General features: G+C 36.1%; 22 protein-coding genes. 20 read left to right on the top strand and 2 right to left on the bottom strand.

Going from position 1 to position 21,755, the window contains the following annotated elements; translation table 11 throughout:
* Positions 1-354: 354 nt before the first annotated feature.
* From DI487_RS06995 to DI487_RS06920, 16 genes are all read left to right on the top strand, one after another.
* A complete protein-coding gene (locus DI487_RS06995) occupies positions 355-1,278 on the top strand; it encodes a dioxygenase family protein (protein WP_109569000.1) in 924 nt (307 codons plus the stop codon).
* A 136-nt stretch (positions 1,279-1,414) separates the two neighbouring features.
* Positions 1,415-2,755 carry a Rieske 2Fe-2S domain-containing protein gene (locus DI487_RS06990; protein WP_109568999.1) on the top strand — a complete coding sequence of 447 codons (1,341 nt, stop codon included), beginning with the start codon at positions 1,415-1,417 and terminating at the stop codon, positions 2,753-2,755.
* Positions 2,756-2,771: 16 nt separating this feature from the next.
* Positions 2,772-3,257 carry a benzoate 1,2-dioxygenase small subunit gene (gene benB, locus DI487_RS06985; RefSeq protein ID WP_109568998.1) on the top strand — a complete coding sequence of 162 codons (486 nt, stop codon included), beginning with the start codon at positions 2,772-2,774 and terminating at the stop codon, positions 3,255-3,257.
* A 4-nt stretch (positions 3,258-3,261) separates the two neighbouring features.
* The gene (gene benC, locus DI487_RS06980) at positions 3,262-4,278 is read left to right on the top strand and encodes a benzoate 1,2-dioxygenase electron transfer component BenC (protein ID WP_218925792.1); all 1,017 of its coding nucleotides are present in this window, start codon (positions 3,262-3,264) and stop codon (positions 4,276-4,278) included.
* Between the two features lie 60 nt (positions 4,279-4,338).
* Positions 4,339-5,691, top strand: coding sequence for an MFS transporter (locus tag DI487_RS06975; protein WP_109568996.1), 1,353 nt, complete (start codon positions 4,339-4,341; stop codon positions 5,689-5,691).
* A 24-nt stretch (positions 5,692-5,715) separates the two neighbouring features.
* Entirely contained in the window at positions 5,716-6,507 is a 792-nt protein-coding gene (locus DI487_RS06970) for a 1,6-dihydroxycyclohexa-2,4-diene-1-carboxylate dehydrogenase (RefSeq protein WP_109568995.1), read from the top strand.
* A 28-nt stretch (positions 6,508-6,535) separates the two neighbouring features.
* On the top strand, positions 6,536-7,867 hold the full coding sequence (locus tag DI487_RS06965; protein WP_146193390.1) for a hypothetical protein: 1,332 nt from the start codon (positions 6,536-6,538) through the stop codon (positions 7,865-7,867).
* Between the two features lie 11 nt (positions 7,868-7,878).
* On the top strand, positions 7,879-9,255 hold the full coding sequence (locus tag DI487_RS06960) for an MFS transporter (protein WP_109568993.1): 1,377 nt from the start codon (positions 7,879-7,881) through the stop codon (positions 9,253-9,255).
* Between the two features lie 99 nt (positions 9,256-9,354).
* On the top strand, positions 9,355-10,476 hold the full coding sequence (locus DI487_RS06955; RefSeq protein WP_109568992.1) for a muconate/chloromuconate family cycloisomerase: 1,122 nt from the start codon (positions 9,355-9,357) through the stop codon (positions 10,474-10,476).
* A gap of 15 nt (positions 10,477-10,491) precedes the next feature.
* Entirely contained in the window at positions 10,492-10,782 is a 291-nt protein-coding gene (locus DI487_RS06950; RefSeq protein WP_109568991.1) for a muconolactone Delta-isomerase family protein, read from the top strand.
* Positions 10,783-10,793: 11 nt separating this feature from the next.
* Entirely contained in the window at positions 10,794-10,997 is a 204-nt protein-coding gene (dmpI, locus tag DI487_RS06945; RefSeq protein ID WP_109568990.1) for a 4-oxalocrotonate tautomerase DmpI, read from the top strand.
* A gap of 2 nt (positions 10,998-10,999) precedes the next feature.
* Complete coding sequence (pcaD, locus tag DI487_RS06940; protein ID WP_109568989.1) at positions 11,000-11,776, top strand: 3-oxoadipate enol-lactonase; 777 nt, start codon at positions 11,000-11,002, stop codon at positions 11,774-11,776.
* A 13-nt stretch (positions 11,777-11,789) separates the two neighbouring features.
* Entirely contained in the window at positions 11,790-13,136 is a 1,347-nt protein-coding gene (locus tag DI487_RS06935) for a 3-oxoacid CoA-transferase (protein ID WP_109568988.1), read from the top strand.
* 28 nt (positions 13,137-13,164) lie between these two features.
* Positions 13,165-13,704 (top strand): FUSC family protein, encoded by a 540-nt coding sequence (locus tag DI487_RS06930; RefSeq protein ID WP_109568987.1) that lies wholly within the window; start codon positions 13,165-13,167, stop codon positions 13,702-13,704.
* Positions 13,697-14,905, top strand: coding sequence for a 3-oxoadipyl-CoA thiolase (pcaF, locus tag DI487_RS06925; protein ID WP_109570629.1), 1,209 nt, complete (start codon positions 13,697-13,699; stop codon positions 14,903-14,905). Before DI487_RS06930 ends, pcaF begins: the two co-directional genes overlap by 8 nt.
* Before the next feature lie 90 nt (positions 14,906-14,995).
* Positions 14,996-15,583 carry an OmpH family outer membrane protein gene (locus DI487_RS06920; protein ID WP_109568986.1) on the top strand — a complete coding sequence of 196 codons (588 nt, stop codon included), beginning with the start codon at positions 14,996-14,998 and terminating at the stop codon, positions 15,581-15,583.
* Positions 15,584-15,656: 73 nt separating this feature from the next.
* Here the strand turns inward: DI487_RS06920 and DI487_RS06915 are convergent, their stop codons facing one another.
* Both DI487_RS06915 and DI487_RS06910 read right to left on the bottom strand, forming a co-directional pair.
* The gene (locus DI487_RS06915; RefSeq protein WP_109570628.1) at positions 15,657-16,040 is read right to left on the bottom strand and encodes a DoxX family membrane protein; all 384 of its coding nucleotides are present in this window, start codon (positions 16,038-16,040) and stop codon (positions 15,657-15,659) included.
* A 5-nt stretch (positions 16,041-16,045) separates the two neighbouring features.
* Positions 16,046-17,194, bottom strand: coding sequence for a DNA polymerase III subunit (locus DI487_RS06910; protein ID WP_109568985.1), 1,149 nt, complete (start codon positions 17,192-17,194; stop codon positions 16,046-16,048).
* A 154-nt stretch (positions 17,195-17,348) separates the two neighbouring features.
* Between DI487_RS06910 and DI487_RS06905 the strand changes: the two genes are divergently transcribed.
* From DI487_RS06905 to DI487_RS06890, 4 genes are all read left to right on the top strand, one after another.
* The gene (locus DI487_RS06905) at positions 17,349-18,536 is read left to right on the top strand and encodes a phosphoglycerate kinase (RefSeq protein WP_109568984.1); all 1,188 of its coding nucleotides are present in this window, start codon (positions 17,349-17,351) and stop codon (positions 18,534-18,536) included.
* A gap of 47 nt (positions 18,537-18,583) precedes the next feature.
* Complete coding sequence (locus tag DI487_RS06900; protein ID WP_109568983.1) at positions 18,584-20,080, top strand: lytic transglycosylase domain-containing protein; 1,497 nt, start codon at positions 18,584-18,586, stop codon at positions 20,078-20,080.
* A 35-nt stretch (positions 20,081-20,115) separates the two neighbouring features.
* Complete coding sequence (locus DI487_RS06895; protein ID WP_109568982.1) at positions 20,116-21,096, top strand: DUF4837 family protein; 981 nt, start codon at positions 20,116-20,118, stop codon at positions 21,094-21,096.
* A 130-nt stretch (positions 21,097-21,226) separates the two neighbouring features.
* Entirely contained in the window at positions 21,227-21,673 is a 447-nt protein-coding gene (locus tag DI487_RS06890) for a GNAT family N-acetyltransferase (RefSeq protein WP_109568981.1), read from the top strand.
* The last annotated feature ends 82 nt before the right edge of the window (positions 21,674-21,755 follow it).

Here is a 21,755-nt window from a genome sequence, read left to right as displayed (position 1 = left end):
ACTCTTAAATCTTTTCTTTCTTTAAAGACTGTATAAATCAGTTTCTTAACTTCTTCTCAAATTGATTTATATTTTTCAGTTCTATTCAAAAGTCCCCTTTTTTGGGTTACTATAACGTTTGAAAACGTAAAAAATGCTATTTTTTTTTATTTAAAGTGTAAAAAAAATCGATTTGTCCTATTTTTTATTTAAAAACATAATTTTTTGCTCCAAATAAATGCAAAATTTGCATATAACTAAAAAATATGTATAAAAAAATAAATAATACATATTAAGATTTGAGGAATATTATCAAATTAATAATTCGCTCTTTTATTATATAAAAACTTACTATTAATTAAAAAATCAGAAATTATGACTAGAGAGTTAATCGATGAAGTATTGAATAGAATTCAATCTCAGGAAAAAAATGGAGAAGGTAACCCGCGTGTAAAAGAAATTGTAGCTCGTTTGTTGAGAGATTTATTTTATGCCATGGACGATTTGAATATCACTTCAGAAGAAATGTGGCATGCGTGTGATTGGCTAACTCAAACAGGAAAAAACAACGAATGGGGGCTTGTATTTGCAGGTTTAGGAATTGAGCACTTTATTGATGTAAGAATGGACTGGGAAGACGAGCAAGCAGGTGTTCATTTAAAAACACCTCGTACTATCGAAGGTCCGTTATATGTTGCCGGTTCACCGGAGTCATTAAGCTATGCTGAATTAGAAAATGAACCGAATCAAGGTGATGAAACATTGTACATGCAAGGTACTGTAGTTGACGAAGAAGGAAATCCTGTTGAAGGTGCCTTAGTAGAAGTTTGGCATTGTAACTTAAAAGGATTGTATTCGTATTTTGATTCCACACAATCTGAATTTAACTTACGAAGAGCTATTCGTACAGGAAAAGACGGAAGATACCAATTCAAATCATTCTTACCTGTAGGATATAGCTGTCCTCCGAATGGTTGTACCGATAATTTAATGAAATGGTTAGGTCGTCACGGTTCTCGTCCGGCACATATCCACTTCTTTGTAACTGCTCCTAACTACAGAAAATTAACAACGCAGATCAATATTGACGGAGATCCGTTATTAGGTCAGGATTTTGCTTTTGCAGATAGAGAAGAATTGGTTCCGCCAATCACACACTATACTGCAGAACAAGCGAAAGCTTTAGGAAAAGACGAAGCATTTGCTTCTATCGATTTCGATTTTAACATGGTTCATGACTCTACAAAAATAGCTCCGGGTGAAAACCACAGAACCAGAGCAGCTATTGTTACAGCATAATAAACTACATGAAAACCGTGTTTTCTATAACAACACGGTTTTTTTCTCTTCTTAACAAGTAATCACCAAATTATTTTAAATCTTTTAAAAAACTCTATTCCAGAGGAGGATTTCTATTGCCTAAAATGAAGTAATTATGGAACAAAACACAGTAAATTATATCGATTCTTTATTAATTCACGATAAAGAAAACGGAAAGTATCAGCACAACCGAAAAGCTTTTACAGATCCTGAATTATTTGAACTTGAAATGAAATACATCTACGAGAATAATTGGGTGTATTTAGCACACGAATCACAAGTAGCTAATGCAAACGACTATTATACAACAACTATTGGTCGTCAATCGGTTGTAATTACTCGCGATAAAGAAGGACAATTACACGGACTTATCAATTCCTGTTCACACAAAGGAGCACAACTGTGCCGCTACAGAAAAGGAAATAAATCCTCTTTTACATGTCCGTTTCATGGTTGGACATTCAACAATTCAGGAAAACTACTAAAAGTAAAAGATTCCAAGGCAGGCGGATATCCGGAACAATTTAACTGCGAAGGTTCTCACGATCTAAAAAAAATTGCACGTTTAGAATCGTATAGAGGTTTCATTTTTGGTTCCTTAAATCCTGATGTAGTTTCTTTAAAAGAATATCTTAATGACACGACTTTAATTATCGATCATATTGTAGATCAAGCTCCGGAAGGTTTAGAAGTGTTAAACGGTTCATCGCAATATACTTACAACGGAAATTGGAAGTTGCAAATGGAAAATGGTGCCGATGGTTACCACGTTTCATCAGTACACTGGAATTATGTAGCCACAATGGCGCGCCGTAATTACGAAAAAGAAGGTACAAAGGCAGTTGATGCCAACGGATGGAGTAAATCGCCCAGAGCGGGCGGATATGGCTTTAAAAACGGTCATATATTGCTTTGGACAACCAAATTAAATCCGGAAGTAAGTCCTATCTACAAACAAAAAGATCGTTTAATCGCAGAATTCGGTGAAGAAAAAGCTGGATTTATGCTAACAATGACACGCAATTTAGGGGTTTATCCTAATGTGTTCATTATGGATCAGTTTTCTACTCAAATTCGTGTAGTTCGACCAATTTCAGTGAATGAAACTGAAATTACTATTTATTGTTTCGGTGTAAAAGGCGAAAGCAAAGAAGAACGTTCAACCCGAATTCGTCAATACGAAGATTTCTTCAACGTAACCGGTATGGGAACTCCCGATGATTTAGAGGAATTCCGTTCATGTCAAATTGCATACGAATCTACTGAATTGCCTTATAACGACATGAGTCGCGGTGCAACACATTGGGTTTACGGACCAGATGATCACGCTGAAAAAATGGGAATTAATCCGGTAATAAGTGGAATTAAATCGGAAGACGAAGGTTTGTTTGTTTCGCAACATGAATACTGGAAAGAAACTTTGATTAAAGGTGTTTCTAAAGAAGAATTAGTTTAATTAATTAGAATTTAAAATGACAAATTTTGAAAAAATAACTGCTTTTTTATATAAAGAAGCTCGTTTTTTAGATGATAGAGAGTGGGAAAATTGGTTAGAATGTTACCATGAAGATGCTGTGTATTGGATGCCGGCTTGGACAGATGAAGATGAAACCACTACTGATTTTCAATCCGAGATTTCATTGATTTATTATCCTAATCGCGGTGGATTGGAAGATCGTGTTTTCCGTATCAAAACGGAGCGCTCTTCTGCCTCAATGCCTGAACCCAGAACTTCTCACAATATTACAAATGTCGAAATCGTAGAAGAAAACGATGGCGAAGTAAAAGTTCGTTTTAACTGGCATACTTACTCGTTCCGTTATAAAACAACAGATGTTTATTTTGGAACTAGTAACTACACACTACAAAAAACAGAAGATTCCTTTTTAATTACTAACAAAAAAGTTGTAGTCAAAAACGATTACATACGTCAGGTTTTAGACGTTTATCATATTTAAAATTATGTCAAGAATTGCTTTAAATTTTGAGGATGGTGTAACCAAGATAATTGAAGGTTTACCGAATGAAAAAGTATCCGATGCAGCCTATCGCAATAGAATTAATATTCCATTAGATTGTGCAGACGGAGCTTGTGGAACATGCAAGTGCAAAGTAAAATCAGGAAGTTATGACGGAGGCGATTACATTGATGAAGCCTTAACTGATGAAGAAGCAGCTCAAGGCTTTGGTTTGGCTTGCCAAATGACTCCGGAATCGGATATGATTATTGAAATTTTTGCCAGCTCAACAGCTTGTAAGGTAGAAACACAAACTTTTGCTACTACAATTTCAGCCGTTAACTATTTATCTCCCGAAATCGTTCAGTTAAAAGTACAATTGCCTGATAATGCTACTCTAGAATTTTTAGCAGGACAATATGTAAATATTGAAGTTCCGGGAAGTGAACAAACGCGCTCCTACTCTTTTGCAAATAAAGGTAGCCAAAATGAATTAGAATTTTTAATTCGAATGGTTCCCAATGGTTTAATGAGCGAATATTTAAAAAATGAAGCTCAAGTAGGCGCATCATTGAATGTAACCGGACCTTTAGGAAGTTTTTATTTGCGACAAATTGAAAAACCAACTTTATTTTTTGCAGGTGGAACAGGAATTGCACCATTTTTAGCCATGCTGGAAAGCTTAGCAGCCGAAGGAAATTCCAATCCAATTACACTATACTACGGAGCTACAACAGAAGAAAATTTAGTGGAAATAGATCGATTAAAAGAGTTCCAATCGAAACTAAATTTCAACTTTGAGTGTTGTGTTTCTGGACAAGAATCATCTCGTTTTCCAAAAGGATTTGTTACCCAATGGATTACCAAGGACAATTTAACGGAAAACGATTATGATATCTACATCTGCGGACCCAATCCTATGGTGGAAGCCGTTAAAGAATCATTAGCAACAGAAGGAATTCAATACAGCAATTTCTATTTAGAAAAATTTTTACCGACAGGCCACGCTGTTACCACCTAAAACTAACCAAAAAACAAAAACTAACCCAATAACGTAACAACCAAAAATTAAATAAAACTCATGAGAACTATCAACATTCAACAGGTAATCGACGACGCTCGATTCGGAAGTTTTCACTGGAAAGTACTTTTCTGGTGTTTTTTAATCATCATTTTTGATGTGTATGATTTAGTCATTTACGGTGTGGTTTTACCCATTTTGATGAAAGAATGGAACCTAACACCGATGGAAGCCGGGACTTTAGGAAGTTATGCCTTATTCGGCATGATGTTCGGGGCACTTATTTTCGGACCATTAGCTGATAAAATTGGTCGAAAAAAATCGATTATAATTTGTTTGGTTCTTTTTAGCGTATTTACTTTAGTGAGTACTTTAGCAGTTGAGCCATTCCAGTTTGGATTAAGCCGATTTATAGCAGGTTTAGGAATTGGTGGTTTAATGCCTAATGCCGTTGCATTAATCACAGAATATGCACCTAAAAAGATGCGTTCTTTGTTAACAACAATAATGTTTAGTGGCTATGCAGTAGGTGGAATGCTTTCTGCAGGTTTAGGAATGTTGCTTTTGCCTAGTTTCGGCTGGCAATCTGTATTCTATGTAGGTGCAATTCCACTAGTTTTATTGCCTATTATTTTAAAATATCTCCCAGATTCTTTAGGATTTTTAGTGAGAAGTGGTAAAAATGAAGAAGCTTCAAAAATCGTTTCAAAAATTGACCCAAATGCTATTGCTGCCAATGAAAAAGTAACTTTTGAAACACCTGAAAAAGTTCCGGGAGCAAGTTTAGTACAACTTTTCAAAAATAAAAGAGGTATCAGTACTGTAATGTTCTGGATAGCATTTTTTATGTGTTTGTTAATGGTTTACGGATTAAATTCTTGGTTACCAAAATTGATGAATCAAGCGGGATATCCATTAGGATCTAGTTTATCATTCTTATTAGCGTTAAATGTTGGAGCGATGATTGGTGCCATTGGCGGCGGATGGTTAGGTGATAAATTTCACTTGAGAAAAGTTTTGATCATCTTCTTGTCGCTAGCTGCAATTTCGTTGAGTTTGTTAGGTTTCAAGAGCAATACTTTTGTTCTTTATTTACTAATCGGAATGGCAGGTGCCACTACAATTGGAACACAAATTTTATTATATGCTTATGTAGCACAATTCTACCCTATGGACATTCGTTCAACAGGAATTGGTTGGGCTTCAGGTGTAGGTAGACTTGGAGGAATGGCAGGACCAATTCTTGGAGGAGCGTTATTGAGTATGGGATTACCATTCGAAGCAAATTTCATGATTTTCGCTATTCCAGGAGCTATCGGTGCTTTGGCTATTTGTTTTGTAAGTCTAAAATATGCTTACGTTAACAAAGTAACTTCACAAGTTGAACTTCAAACAGAACCCAAATTAGGATAATTATAGAACCTATTTTTTACAAAAATGAACAAATTTTTTCCCAATCGTTTCCAGAATAAAACTATTGTAGTAACCGGTGCAGGTCAAGGAATTGGTAAAGGAGTGGCTGTTAGAGCGGCTCAAGAAGGGGCTCAAGTAGCATTGGTAGACCGTTCTGAAATTGTGTACGAAGTTGTTAATGAAATTAAGGCTTTAGGCGGCGAAGCAATAGGAATTGTTGCCGATTTAGAAGTGTATGAAAATTTTGTTGCGACATTCAAAGAGGTTAAAGCTACTTTCAATAGAATTGATGTTTTAATCAACAACGTAGGAGGCACTATTTGGGCAAAACCTTACGAACATTACAAAGTAGATGAAATTGAAAAAGAAATCAAACGTTCTTTATTTCCGACACTTTGGGGATGTCATGCGGTTCTACCTTATATGCTTGAACAAAATTCTGGAGCTATTGTCAATATTTCTTCTATAGCTACAAGAAGTATCAATCGTGTTCCTTATGCTGCAGCAAAAGGCGGAGTGAATGCTATTACAGCGTCATTAGCTTTTGAAAATGCAACCAAAAATATTAGGGTAAACGGAATTGCCACCGGAGGAACGGAAGCTCCACCAAGAATAATTCCGCGTAATCCAAATGAACAATCGGAAAACGAGAAAAATTGGTACCAACAAATTATAGATCAAACGGTTGATTCTACCTTAATGAAACGTTATGGTACTATTGAAGAGCAAGTTGGAGCTATTTTATTCTTAGCTTCTGACGAAGCTTCTTATATCACCGGAATTACACTTCCGGTGTCGGGAGGCGACTTGGGTTAATCAAAAATAAATAAAGAACTAATCAAAAATGAGAAAAAATATATTGAAGAGCATTAGCATTTTGTTAATGTTCACAGGAGGCTTTTGCTTTTCCCAAAACATAGAACTAGATTCAATAGCTGAAAATAAAAAAATACAAAACGCTGTAGATGCGTATTTAAAAGAGCGTGATGTTAACCTAAAATTTTATGGATTTATCCGTCACGATGCGATGTTAGACTCAAGACAAACAGTAGATGTGAGAGAAGCGGCTGTTGTAATGTGGGCCAAAGACAGAAAATATGATGCTAATGGTGAAGACATCAATTCGGCATCACAATTTCAAATGTTGTCAATTCTTTCCAGAATGGGTGTAAAAATCAAAGGACCTGATGTTTTTGGAGCAAAATTAAACGGAGTTTTAGAAGGAGATTATTTTGGTAATGCCGAAGGAGGAATCAATGAATTTCGTTTGCGCCATGCTTGGATTACCTTAAATTGGAAAAAAACACAAATCGGAGCAGGACAGTTTTGGCATCCGTTAACAATTCCTGAAATTTTCCCCGGAACGGTAAACTTCAGTGGTGGAGCGCCGTATATGCCTTATAACAGGAATCCGCAAATCCGTTTAACACAAAAATTAGGAAATCATTTCAATATGATTGTTGCGGCAATTTCACAACGTGATTTCACTGCAAATACAGAACCCTATACAAATAGTGGTGTTCCGGCAGGGCATTTACAATTCAATTATAAAACAGATAATTTTATCATTGGTTTAGCCGGACATTATGAAAACATTCGCCCGAAAACAAGTTCAGGAACTTTAGGATTATATTCTAACGAAAGACTGAATAGTGTAACCGGAATGTTGTATTCAAGATGGGATACAAAACATTTTACGCTTAAATCAGAAGCTACTTTGGCTCAAAATGCAGCATCTTTCATTATGTTAGGAGGTTTTGTTGGCTTTACCAAGCCTGATGGCAGTTTAGAAACCTATCAAACGATGAATACTCAGGCATATTGGATTGATTTTACAGCTAAAACGAATAAAAGATTGGTGCCGGGTTTCTTTGCTGGATACAGTAAAAACAATGGTGTTGACAAATCTAATAGTGACCCAACGGTTACGGCACAAGCTTACGGATTTTCGGCAGTTGTTAGCGGAATTGGAGCCGGAGCCGGAGCAAGAACCATTAATTATATCTATCGCGTTGCGCCAAGACTAGAGTATGTGTTGAACAAATTAAAATTTGGTTTGGAGTTTGAATATTCTATGGCTGAATGGGGAGATGCTGATAACAGAGGAAGAGCCGTTACAAATTTAAGTGATGTGGCAAATTCCAGAATAATTTTTGCAACTACATTCAATTTTTAAAACATAGTTTGATGCTACAAAATAAATGGATTTCTCTTGCTGTGATATTAATGTCGCCCTTATTAACTGTGGTAGATGTTTACATTGTAAACATGGCTCTACCGGCAATCAGGGCGCAATTCACAGCGACCGATAGTCATACGGAGCTGGTAATAAGTTCTTATTTAGTAGGGTATTGCGTTTTTTTGATAACAGGCGGAAGAGCGGGAGATTTTTACGGACGCAAAAAAATGTTCTTGTGGAGTATGCTGGTCTTTACGTTTAGTTCGGCCATGTGTGGGTTGGCAGGAACCATTTGGCAACTTATTACCTTCCGTTTTATTCAAGGGATTTCTGCTGCTTTTATGGTACCGCAGACCTTGACCATGATTCAAGTGGCGTTTAGAGAACCCAATGAAAGAACTAGAGCTTTTGGTTATTATGGCGTTACTCTAGGAATCGCGTCTATTATCGGGCAATTTTTAGGGGGCTATTTTGTAGCATCAAACTTCATTGAAGAAAGCTGGCGCTTGATTTTTTTAATCAACGTGCCTTTAGGGATCATTACTTTAGCTTTGGCTTGGTTCAGCCTGCAAGAAACCAAACAAAAAAGTGAAGAGCGATTTGATCTTTCAGGAGTTCTGTTATTAACCGTCTCGCTTTCAGCTTTGATTTACAGTTTAACCACTATTCCCGAAACCGGTTTTTCAATAACGTTAGTTTCTTTGTTGTTGTCTGCGTTTTTACTCTTGTTTTTCTTTGGAAAAAATCAGCACAAAAAAACCATTCAACAATTAAACCCATTGCTTACTACTAGTCTATTTAAAATACGAAGTTTCAATTTAATTTTAGTAATAGCCTTGTTTTTTTGGGGAGCACATAATTCGTATTTGTTAATGTGTGCAATTCAGTTCCAAAGGGTTTTACATATCGATGCTTTAACAGCAAGTCGATATTTTTCATTTAATGGTGTAGGTTTTCTAATTTCGTCTTTAATAGCATTTCGTTTCTTAGCGAAATATGGAATTAAACTTTTAATTGGTGGCGGAATTTTAATGATTCTTTCCATTGTATTACAATTGCTTACATTAGACAGTAAAGAAAATATTTTCCTGATTCCGTTTTTTATGTTTATTTATGGTTTAGGACAAGGAACACTTTTACCTTCCATTTTGAATTATGCCTTGAAAAAGATTCCCGTGGAACATGCCGCTGCCGCTGGAGGTGTTTATGTAACGGTTCAGCAATTTTCTTCAGCATTAGGAATAAGTGTAATCGGAAGTGTTTTTTTCTTTGCCATTCGAAATAATTACAATGGTTATGTAATTGCAATGAGTATGGCTGCTATCTATTTGATTGTAGTAGTGTTATCATTACATAGGCTGTCAAAGTTTAAAGAAGCGCACTAATCACACGGATTAGATTCATCCAATAAAAATAAGAAAAGTATAATTTTTGAACCTGAATCAATTAGTAACTTTACGGGATTTAAAAAAATTAAAAAGAATATGTCAAATATAACCATTCAGAAAGTAGAAGCCATAATCGTAGATTTACCTACAATAAGACCGCATCATTTATCCATGACGGTAATGCGTAATCAAGCTATGGTTATCCTACGTTTTTTCTGTAGTGATGGAATAGAAGGAATCGGTGAAGCCACAACTATCGGAGGATTAAGCTACGGCGAAGAATCTCCGGAAAGCATGAAGCTGAATTTTGATACCTACTTTGCTCCTCTTTTAATCGGAAAAGATGCGACCAATATTCACCAAATCATGTATGTGTTGGAAAAAAGCATCCGCGGAAACCGAATTGTAAAATCAGCGGTCGAAACAGCTTTGTTAGACGCTCAAGGTAAAAGATTAGGCGTTTCTGTAGCTACGTTATTAGGCGGAGCCAATACAGACCGTTTACCGGTACTTTGGGCGTTGGCTAGTGGTGATACAGGAAAAGATATTGAAGAGGCTCAGGAATTAATTAAAATGGGTCGCCACAACACATTTAAACTTAAAATCGGATGGAGAGCTCCGGAAATTTCTATTGCTCACGTAGCGGCTATTAAAAAGGCTTTAGGCGAAGAGATTAAAATTACCGTAGATGTAAACCAAGCTTGGGATGAAAGTACGGCTAAAATTGGAATTGCGAAACTTCAGGATGCGGGAATTGATTTAATTGAACAACCCATTGTAAAAGATAATTTTGAAGGTCTGTCACGTTTAACCAATATGTTTATTGTACCCATTATGGCTGATGAAGCGTTGAATGATGCTTCCGATGCGTATAAACTGGCAAAAATACGTGGAGGTGATGTTTTTGCTTTAAAAATCGGAAAATCAGGTGGTTTGTACAATGTGTTGAAAACAGCAGCCGTTGCCGAAGCAGCCGATATCAGTTTGTATGGAGGTACACTTTTAGAGGGAACTATTGGTTCAGTCGCTTCAGCGCATGCTTTCAGTACATTAAAAAATATGTCTTGGGGAACTGAACTTTTCGGACCTTTATTGCTAACGGATGACATTGTAAAAAAAGGAATTGAATTTACAGATTCATCTATGAAATTACCTTCAGGTCCTGGTTTAGGATTAGAATTAGATTTAGACAAATTAGAAAAATACAGAAGAAAATAATAAAAATATAAAGTTATGGTATTCTTAGTCGAAATGGATGTAAATATTCCAACCACTTGGGATGAAGATAAATTGAAAGATTATATCAAGAGAGAACAAGAAACCTCTCAAAAATGGCAAAAATCAGGAAAGTGGAAGTATTTGTGGCGTGTGGCCGGACAATATTCTAACGTAAGTGTTTTAGAAGTAGAAAGCCCGGATGAATTGCATGCGATCATCAGCTCTTTACCCCTTTTTCCATATATGGACATCAAAGTAAAAGCACTTTGCAAACACCCAAATGCTGTTAGAGAAACACTTTTATAAAAAATAGAATTATGCCAATCATAACATTTGAATCAGGAAAAATTAGCGAAGAAAAAAAGCGAGAATTGCTTCAAAAATTAGTAGAAGTTGGGGTTGAGGTAACAGGAACTCCCAAGGAATATTTCGTAGTAAAAATTCATGAATATCCAGATGATAATTTTGCTATGGCTGGTGAAACAGTTACTCAGATTAAAGAAAAACTTCAAAAGAAATAAAAATGTCTTTTGCTAAAGTAAATAACACAAAAATCCACTACGAATACTTGCAAAACGGCAAGGATAAAACATTGGTATTTTCTAATTCTTTAGGAACCAATTTTTCCATGTGGAACCCTCAGATAGAAGCGTTATCTCAGGAGTATAACTTATTGTTTCAGGACACTCGCGGTCACGGACAAAGTGAAGTGACTTCGGGCGAATATTCTGCGGAACTATTAGGTAAGGATGTCTTAGCACTACTCGATTTCTTGAACATTGAAAAATTCGCTTTTTGTGGACTTTCCATGGGCGGATTAATCGGACAATGGTTGGGAATTCACGCTAAAGAACGAATTGAAAAATTAATCATTTGTAATACAGCGGCTAAAATTGGAACACTTGATGGTTGGAACCAAAGAATTGCAACCGTTTCCGAAAATGGGTTGGCCAATATTGTTCCGGCAACTGCCGAAAGATGGTTTACCGAAAAATTCAGGGCATCTTCTTACGATCAAATCCAACCTATTTTAGACGTATTCGCTAAAACGGATGTAGCTGGATATTGTTCCAACTGCGCTATGGTTCGCGATGCCGATTTCAGAACACAATTACATGAAATTGAAGCTCCTACCCTAGTCATTTGCGGAACGGAAGATACAGTTACAACCGTTGAAGACGGAAAATTTATGCAGGAGCAAATTCCAAATGCGCAATTAAAAGCATTTTACGCAGCACATCTTTCCAATGTAGAAGCTGCCGCTGAGTTTAATCAAGCACTATTGGATTTTTTAAAATAAAAGAACTAAGAAAATGAAAAAAACACCACAAATCTCTTTAGAAGAGGCCGCAAAATTGGTGAAAAATGGCGATGTGTTGCTACAAGGCGGATTCGGAATGACAGGAAATCCGGTGCACTTAATGCATGCTTTAGCCAAAACAGATACGAAAGATTTAACCTTTATCGGAAATAATGTAGGTGAACCTGGTTTAGGTGGAGGTCTATTATTGCGTAACGGACAAATCAAAAAAATGATAGGTTCGTTTTTTACCAGTAATCCCGAAGCGGTTAAAGCAGCTCAGGAAGGAAAAGTGGAATACGAATTAATTCCGCAAGGTACTTTGGCCGAAGCGTTAAGAGCTGGTGGAGCCGGAATTGGTGGTTTTTTTACACCAACGGCTGCCGGAACGGTAATTGCTGAAGGAAAAGAAACGAAAATATTGAAAGGCGTGCAACAGGTTTTTGTAGAAGGAATTCGCGGAAATATTGCTTTTATCAGAGCTTGGAAAGCTGATGCTGCCGGAAATTTGGTTTACAGGATGACTGAACAAAATTTCAATAGAGCCATGGCAACAGCTGCTGATTTGGTTATTGCAGAGGTAGAAGAAATTGTACCGGAAGGTTCTATTGATCCTAACGAAATTCATACGCCGGGTTGTTTTGTAGATTACTTAGTACAAGCTACGCTGCATTTGGACGATTTAGGTAGTTCAGCTTCCGTAAGTTCTTCTAAAAAAGTAAGCGAGAGCCGAATGAATGTGGCAAAAAGAGCGCTTCAGGAACTTCAAAAAGGCGATGTAGTAAATCTGGGAATTGGTATTCCTACTCTGGTTGCCGATTTAATTACACCGGAACATGGGATCATTTTACACACTGAAAACGGAATGTTGGGCGTTGGTCCTGCTCCGAAAGATGGTGGAGGTGCTTTAGATTATCCGGTTAATGCCGGAAAGATTCCGGTGACAGCTTTACCGGGAAGTAGTTATTTTGACAGTACCGAATCATTTGCCATGATCCGAGGAAAACATATCGATGTAGCGGTTATGGGTGGTTTAGAAGCTGATGAAGCGGCTAATTTAGCCAATTGGGCTGTTCCGGGACAACCTTTGTTAGGCGTTGGCGGTGCTATGGATTTGGCTTCTGGAGCTAAAAAACTAATCATTACCATGACGCATACCAACAAAGATGGTTCCTCTAAAATTGTACCAACTTGTAAATTGCCTTTAACAGCAATTGAATCGATAGATATGGTAATCACTGATTTAGCGGTATTTAAGTATATCGAAGGCCAATTGACTTTAGTCGAAGTCATGCCGGGAGCAACATTAGAAGAAGTTAAACAAAAAACAGAAGCAAATTTTATAGAAAAATTATCTTAATTTTAATCGAGATAAACGAATATAAAATATGCTCGAAAAATTAATTAAACATAGCATAGGTTCTGATTTAGCCATCTATATTTTCAGATGTTGTTTGGGATTTTGGATTGGTTACGAATTATACATCTATTTCATTGAACATCAATTGTATTGGGCTTTGTTGTCAATAATTTTGGTGATTTCGCCAGAGGCAAAAGATTCTAAACGATTGGCCATAGAACGTTTCAAAGCCAATTTTATTGGTTCGGGAATGGGACTGCTTTGTTTTTTAATAGGAACACCTAATTTCTTGATAATCATTACAGGAATCATTTTATCCATCGTTTTTTGTTATGTTTTTAAATTGATGAATGTGGTACGTACAGCAATTGTGGCTTTGATCATTGTTTTGATCTACGAACGGGACAACATGAGTTGGATGGGAGCTATTGAAAGGTTTTCCGGTGTTGCTTTAGGCTGTCTGATAGGATTAGCAATAACAGTGATTACTTCTTATGGAATTAACTTTCTGCGAAAAAAATGGAATTTGCCTGAAGATGAAGGCTTTAAAAATATTAAAAATGAATAAAAACGTATATATTATTGATGGTATCCGTACTCCCGTTGGAAATTTCGGCGGCGGATTATCACAAGTACGAACAGATGATTTAGCAGCAACAGTGATCAAAGAATTGGTTAAACGAAATCCTGAGATTCCCGTTGAAGAAATTGAAGATGTCATTTTAGGTTGTCATAACCAGGCAGGTGAGGACAACCGAAATATAGCGCGTATGGCTTTATTATTGGCAGGTTTGCCGTATACCATTCCAGGTGAAACAATTAATCGCTTGTGCTCATCAGGGATGTCTTCTATCGTAAATGCAGCCAGAGCTATAGCTTGTGGTGATGGTGATATTTATATTGCCGGCGGGGTAGAACACATGACTCGAGGACCGTTAGTGGTTTCTAAACCGTCTAAAGCTTTTGGAACCGATTCTAGAATGGAAGATTCAAGCTTCGGATGGCGTTTTGTAAACCCGAAAATGAAAGAAATGTATGGTGTTGACCCAATGGGAATAACTGCCGAAAATTTGGTAGAGTTGTACAATATTTCAAGGGAAGATCAGGATTTATTTTCTTATCGTTCACAAATGAAAGCTACAAAAGCGCAGGAAAACGGAAGATTGGCTAAAGAAATTATGACAGTCGAAATTCCACAGCGTAAAGGTGATGCCGTTCTTTTTGAAAAAGATGAGTTCGTCAGACCAAATACGACAACAGAAATATTAGCAAAGTTAAGACCGGCTTTCAAAAAAGACGGAACTGTAACAGCCGGTAATGCATCCGGATTAAATGATGGTGCAGCAGCCGTGTTTTTAGCATCAGAAGAAGCAGTAAAAAAATACAATCTGAAGCCAATAGCTAAAATTGTGAGTTCCGGTGTTGTAGGTGTAGAACCGAGAATTATGGGAATCGGTCCGGTTGGTGCTTCGTATAAAGCACTAAAAAGAGCCGGATTAGAATTAAAAGATATTGATGTTATTGAGTTAAACGAAGCTTTTGCCGCTCAAAGTTTAGCGTGTATCAGAGCATTTGGTTTAGCAGATGACGATGCCCGAATTAACCCCAATGGCGGTGCTATTGCTATTGGTCACCCACTGGGAATGTCGGGAACGCGAATTGTTTATAGTGCGGCTTTAGAGTTGCAGGGACAAAATAAAAAATATGCTTTAGCCACCATGTGTGTGGGTGTAGGACAAGGTTATGCTTTACTTTTAGAGAAAGTATAAAAACACGGTTCCATCCAATTAAAAATTAGGAGTTGGTAACTTGATAAGGAATTCTTATTTTTACCGCCGTAAAATTTTGAATAATAACAAATGAAAAAAGCATTTTTAATTTTAGGACTTGCAATTGCAATGATTTCTTGTAACAAACAAGAAAGCACACCGGCTTATAAAACAGCTTATATTGACACAGCTGAACTTTTAGAAAAATATGAAAAGTTTAAAGATGAAGACGAAAAGTTCAAAGTAAAATCGCAGGAAATGGGTCGTCCGTTGCAAGCAAAATTACAAGCTTTTCAGGATGAGGCTAATAATTTCCAACGCAATGCTCAAATAAAAGGGATGGCTTGGGCACAACAAAAAGGTGCTGAGTTACAACAAAGAGAGCAACAATTAGCAATGGAACAAGATGCTTTATTACGTCAAATTCAGGTAGAAAGCGATAGTATCCGTACAGGAATCATTAAATCGATGAAAGACTATATCAAAGAATACGGTAAAAAAGAAGGGTATGATTATATCTACGGAACGGGTGATGCTGCTACAGTTTTATATGCTAAAGATAACTATGATATTACACAAGAAGTTTTAAAATCGTTAAACGATGAGTTTAAAGCTTCTCAAGGTAAAACAGAAGAAAAAGCTGAAGCTACAGAAGAAACGAAAGAAGAAGAAAAATAATACCATTTTCTGTAAAATAAAAAAAGACCAGATAAAAATCTGGTCTTTTTTTATTTTACAAATACTACATAGATTACCCTAACCAGTAAACGGCTAAAATAGCCGGAATAAAGTAAATAACAATGGTTCTGGCACCATCGTAATCTTTAGCAATTCTTTGTCCGAAAAGCAAAAATAAAAGCGTTATACACGATAGAACGGCTCCATAATAGCCTACAATAGTATCAGGAGTATTGAATAATTCTATTATACCGGAAACGCACATTACACCGGAACAAATTTCCAAAACTAAAATAAGAAATAAGGCCAGCGGAACTTGTTTTCCTAAAAAAGTACCGTTAAAGTGACTTTTAAGCCATTCTACATTACCTTTCCAGTCTTTTATCTTGTCATAACCGGATTGTAAAAAAGTTAGGGCTAATAGAATTAAAATTAAAATAGGTGCTGCTTGAGGAATCATAGTTATTGTTTTTTATGAATGAGTCGGGTTAGTTTAATAGATAGATCTGTTAGAATAATTTTACTATTTCCATTGCGTTCAATGTGGTAAATAGCATCTTCTAACTCCTTAAAAATAGGTAAAATATTGCCACCATCAACAAATGGAGCAAACTTTCTAAGTTCAAACTTTTCAGTCTCAGGTTCCAGATATACCAGTTTTTCTGCCCCGTAATTCTGTAATAAGGCCTGTCTGAAAAAATCGATACAATAATATAAAAATTGTTTTTGAACCTCACGTCCTAATCCGGCTATGGTTTCACTCCAAGAAATTAAGTCTAAAATAGCAGCAGCATTCCCTTTAGCACGAAAGGCGCTTCTCACCCAATCGATGAACCATTTCTCAAAAGGAAACTCACTGGCATCATGATGGAACAAGTGCAACGCTTTGTTGTAATTTCCGTTGGATTGATGCGCTATTTTATAAGCCAGATTTTCTTCACAGCCTTTGTGTTTCATTAAGGCTTTCGCAATGGAATTTTCATCAACTGCCAAAAAATCAATTACCTGGCAACGGGATTGAATGGTTTGAAGAATCTCATCCTGGTTTTCCGTGATTAAGATAAAAATGGTTTTGGCAGGTGGCTCTTCAATCAGCTTTAGTAATTTGTTTGAAGCGGCAATATTCATTTTATCTGCCATCCATATAATCATTACTTTGTATCCACCTTCATAAGCCTTTAATGACAAAGCTTTGTTGATTTCCGTGGCTTCATCCACTCCTATCTGACCTTGTTTGTTTTGAACGCCGATCTGAGTAAGCCAGTCAAATAAATTGCCGTATGGATTTTCTTTTAAAAAAGTCCTCCAGTGAGTCAGATAACTTGCACTGGTTGCATTTTTTTTAACTTCTTCGCTTGTAGTCACCGGATAAACAAAATGCAGATCGGGATGGGAAAAATGATTGAATTTTAAATTACAAGCCTCATTACCGTTGTTGTTTTCTCCTTTATTCTGGCATAAAATGTACTGCGCATAAGCGATTGCCATAGGCAAAGTTCCGCTACCTTCCGGACCGGCAAAAAGCTGTGCATGAGGTATTCTTCCTAAGTTAGCAGTTCTAATCAGGTGATTTTTAATGTGTTCTTGTCCTAAAACGTCTTGAAATAGCATAGCACAAACCTAATCAAAAATTGCTAAACTGTAAATTTTAATTTTTCAAAATCCGAAAACGATTCCGTTAAAAAATATGGCAAATGTGACGTTTGTATTAAATTTGTAGGTTACAATACTTTATATTTGCAAGTATTCCAAAAATAAAATAAAAATGAAAACACTTAACGACTTTAATTTCAATAACAAAAAAGCAATTATCAGAGTAGATTTTAATGTTCCTTTAGATGAGAATTTCAATGTAACCGATGCTACTCGTATTGAAGCTGCCAAGCCTACAATTGATAAAATATTGAATGATGGCGGAAGTGTGATTTTAATGAGCCATTTAGGACGACCGAAAGGCGTGGAAGAAAAGTATTCCTTAAAACATATTGTGGCTAAAACAGAAGAAGTTTTAGGTAAAAAAGTAACTTTTGTTGATGATTGTATCGGTGACAAAGTTGCAGCTACAGTTGCGGCAATGCAGGCCGGAGATGTTGTTTTATTAGAAAACCTTCGCTTTCATGCAGAAGAAGAAAAAGGAGATGTAGCTTTTGCAGAAAAATTATCAAAATTAGGTGATATTTATGTGAACGATGCTTTTGGTACAGCCCACCGTGCTCATGCTTCAACGACGATTATTGCCCAGTTTTTCAGTGATAAAAAATGTTTTGGCTACCTTTTAGCAAAAGAAATCGAAAGTATCAATAAAGTATTGAACGATTCTGTTAAACCGGTAACGGCAATTTTAGGAGGAAGTAAAGTTTCGTCTAAAATTACCATTATCGAAAATATCTTAGACAAAGTAAACCACATGATCATCGGCGGAGGTATGACCTTTACTTTTGTTAAAGCTTTGGGTGGAAAAATAGGTAACTCTATTTGTGAAGATGACAAATTAGATCTGGCTATTGAAATTTTGAAAAAAGCAAAAGAAAAAGGAGTTCAAATCCATTTACCAATTGATGTAGTTGCTGCAGATACCTTTGCTAATGATGCTAATACACAAGTGGTAGATGTAAATCATATTCCTGACGGATGGCAAGGTTTAGATGCCGGTCCGAAATCATTAGAGATTTTCAAACGAATTATTCTGGATTCAAAAACGATACTGTGGAACGGTCCGCTTGGTGTTTTTGAAATGGAAAGTTTTGCAAAAGGAACAATCCAATTAGGAGAGTTTATTGCCGAGTCAACCGAAAAAGGAGCCTTTTCTTTAGTAGGAGGAGGCGATAGTGTGGCAGCAGTTAAACAATTCGGATTGGAAGATAAAATGAGTTATGTTTCAACCGGTGGCGGGGCAATGCTGGAAATGTTAGAAGGTAAAACACTACCCGGAATTGCGGCTATTTTAGAATAGAAAAATATTCCTTAAGTTTGTTTTGCCCTAAATAAACAATACAAACGATGAAAAAAATAAAATTATCCGCTTTAATTATTATGGCTGCACTAAGCTCTTTTGCACAGGAAAAAGAGCTTAATGAGCCTAATTTAGAGCTACCTAAGCTGTCGTATTTAGATTCTCTTAAAAGCACTTTTGTTAATCACAATACAAGTACTTGTATCGATGAAAGATGGATGGCGGAGTTATCTAATGATGAGATTTTTGAAGAAATGCTAACAGATGTAGTAACGACAGATATCGACTCAACGGTCACATTTGATCTATCAACAGACCTGTTAAAGGAACGTTTAAAAAGCCTGGATGCAAAATCTCCTTTCAATGTTGAATATACTCCGGCATTAGAAAATGTAATCAAAGCGTTTTTAAAGAACAGAAAAAGCTCTTTTGAGCGTTTGATGGCAATTTCCGAGTATTACTTTCCTATGTTTGAGGAACATTTAGACAAATACAATGTTCCTTTGGAAATCAAATATTTAGCTATTGTAGAATCTGCATTGAACCCGAAAGCGAGATCGCGTGTCGGAGCAACCGGTTTGTGGCAGTTCATGTATCCTACCGGAAAACAATACAACCTGGAAGTAAATTCGTATGTAGACGAACGTTATGATCCGTTAAAAGCGACAGAAGCTGCCTGTCAATATTTATCTAATTTATACGATATTTTTGGTGACTGGAGTTTGGTTTTAGCTTCTTATAATGCTGGACCCGGCAATGTTTCTAAGGCAATCCGTCGTTCCGGAGGAAGTCAGAACTATTGGAATATTCGTAGAAATTTACCGAGAGAAACAGCGAACTACGTTCCGGCCTTTCTGGCGACAATGTACATTTATGAATACCATAAAGAGCATGCTATCAAGCCAAATAAAGCACCTGTAACATATTTTGAAACCGATACTATTGCTGTTAAACGAGAAATGACTTTTCAGCAAGTTTCAGATATTTTAGATATCCCGGTTGAACAAATTGAATTTCTGAACCCGATCTATAAAATTCAGGTTATTCCGTTTTCAACTGAAAAAGCTCATTTTTTGCGTTTGCCTAAGAACAAAATAGGTTTATTTGTGTCTAACGAAGAAAAGATCTATGCGTATGTAGAGCATCTGGATGAACAGAAAGAGAAAGTTTCTACTTCCAATTCTGCCTTGGCAGATGCTAATCTGAATAGAAGTTTGATTTATCACAAGATCCGTTCCGGAGAAAGTATTGGTCTTATAGCACAAAAGTACAATACGTCTGTCTCTAATATCAAAAGATGGAATAATTTACGAGGAAATATGATTCATGCAGGTAAAACATTAAAGATCTATACCAATGATTATTCATCTTCTTCCCGATCAGCAAATTCAGTAGCTGACGGCTATTATATTGTAAAGAGAGGGGACTCTTTATATTCCATCGCTAAAAAATTTCCGGGAATTTCAGCCGATAATTTAAAAAAATGGAACGATATTAGTGGGGATAATATAAAACCGGGAATGAAACTTAAAATAAACGGTTAATTTCCTTATTTATATTAAACCATAAACGTTAAAAAATGAAGAAGTTTTTTGTAATTGTTGCCAGTATGTTGCTTTTATTTTCGTGTGATGAGAAAAAGCAAGATCCTAAGGCTCTCCTGCCGGAATCTAACGGAAAGATTAATAATGTATCAGTTGTTATTGATGAAAATTTATGGAGTGGTGAAATAGGAGATTCTATCCGTAAAAAATTTGCTGCACCGGTTGACGGATTACCACAAGAGGAACCCTTGTTCAATCTGAATCAGTATCCGATAAAGATTTTTGAAGGGATCATTCGCAAAAGCCGAAACATTATCATTGTAAATAAAGGTAATAGATCCGGTTTTGTTGAAAAACAAAATGAGTTTGCTGTACCGCAAAAAGTGTTTTATCTGGTAGGAAAAACCAATGAAGAGTTACTACAGTTAATTGAAGAAAAGTCTTCAGTTATTATCAATAGTATCAAATCATCAGAAGTTGATGAAAATCAAAGAAGATTAAATAAATCTTTGATCAGTGACAAGAAGATACAGGATCAATTTGGTATAAAACTTAATATCGGTTACGGTTACAAATATGATATGGTAAAAGATAAATTCTTATGGATACGAAAAGAATTTTCTTCCGGTTATAACAGTGTTTTGGTTTATGAAGTACCGCTTCACGTAATAGACAAGGATAGTAATACCATAGGAAATATTACAGCCATGCGGGATTCCATCGGAAAACAATTTATTCACGGAACTCTTGATAATACCTGGATGATTACAGAAGAGGCTTATGCACCTTATCTTTTTAATACAACTATTAAAGGTCGAAAAACATACGAAACGAAAGGAACTTGGGAATTGAAAAATGATTATATGGCCGGACCGTTTATCAATTATGCCATTCGTGACGAAAAGAACAATCGCTACCTGATTTTAGAAGGATTTACCTATAATCCGTCTAAATCAAAACGTGATCTGATTTTTGAACTGGAAGCCATTATCAAATCAGTAAAATTTTTGAAATAAGATAAACAACATTATAATTGTCATTCCGGACGAAGGGAGAAATCTTAGCTAAGCTAAATCTCATTTTTAAAAAAATATGAGACTTCTTCTTTGATCGGAATGACAATTTTTGGTATTAGATATTTTTTGAATGGATTTAGAATTTAAAATAAAGAGTTTTAACGAACTTTCAATAGTAGAACTGTATGAACTATTACAATTACGATCAGAGGTCTTTGTAGTGGAACAAAATTGCGTTTATCAGGATATTGACGGTAAAGATGAAAAAGCATTGCATGTTTTGGGATATTATGAAAGCAATTTAGCAGCCTATTCCCGTCTTTTTGATAAAGGATATTATTTTGATGAAAGTTCCATTGGCCGTGTAGTAGTAAGCCCGAAATATCGAGATAAAAAATTCGGACATGAATTAATGAAAGTCTCTATCCGGGCAATTTCAGATTTTTACAGAGAAGAGACCATAACCATTTCAGCGCAGGAATACCTCCAAAAGTTTTACGAGGCGCATGGTTTTGTAAAAATAAGCGAGATGTATCTGGAAGACGATATTCCACATATTAGAATGAAAAAAGGCTGAATTAATTCAGCCTTTTTCTTTACATATAAATTGTGACCTAGGTCACAGGTGTTTTTGAAGTAGATATCAGAACTTTGCAAAA

It is taken from the genome of Flavobacterium sediminis (assembly GCF_003148385.1).
In the GTDB taxonomy this organism is placed as follows: Bacteria; Bacteroidota; Bacteroidia; order Flavobacteriales; family Flavobacteriaceae; genus Flavobacterium; species Flavobacterium sediminis.
The sequence above is the reverse complement of the archived record's forward strand: the minus strand, read 5'-3'. Positions and strand labels throughout refer to the sequence as shown.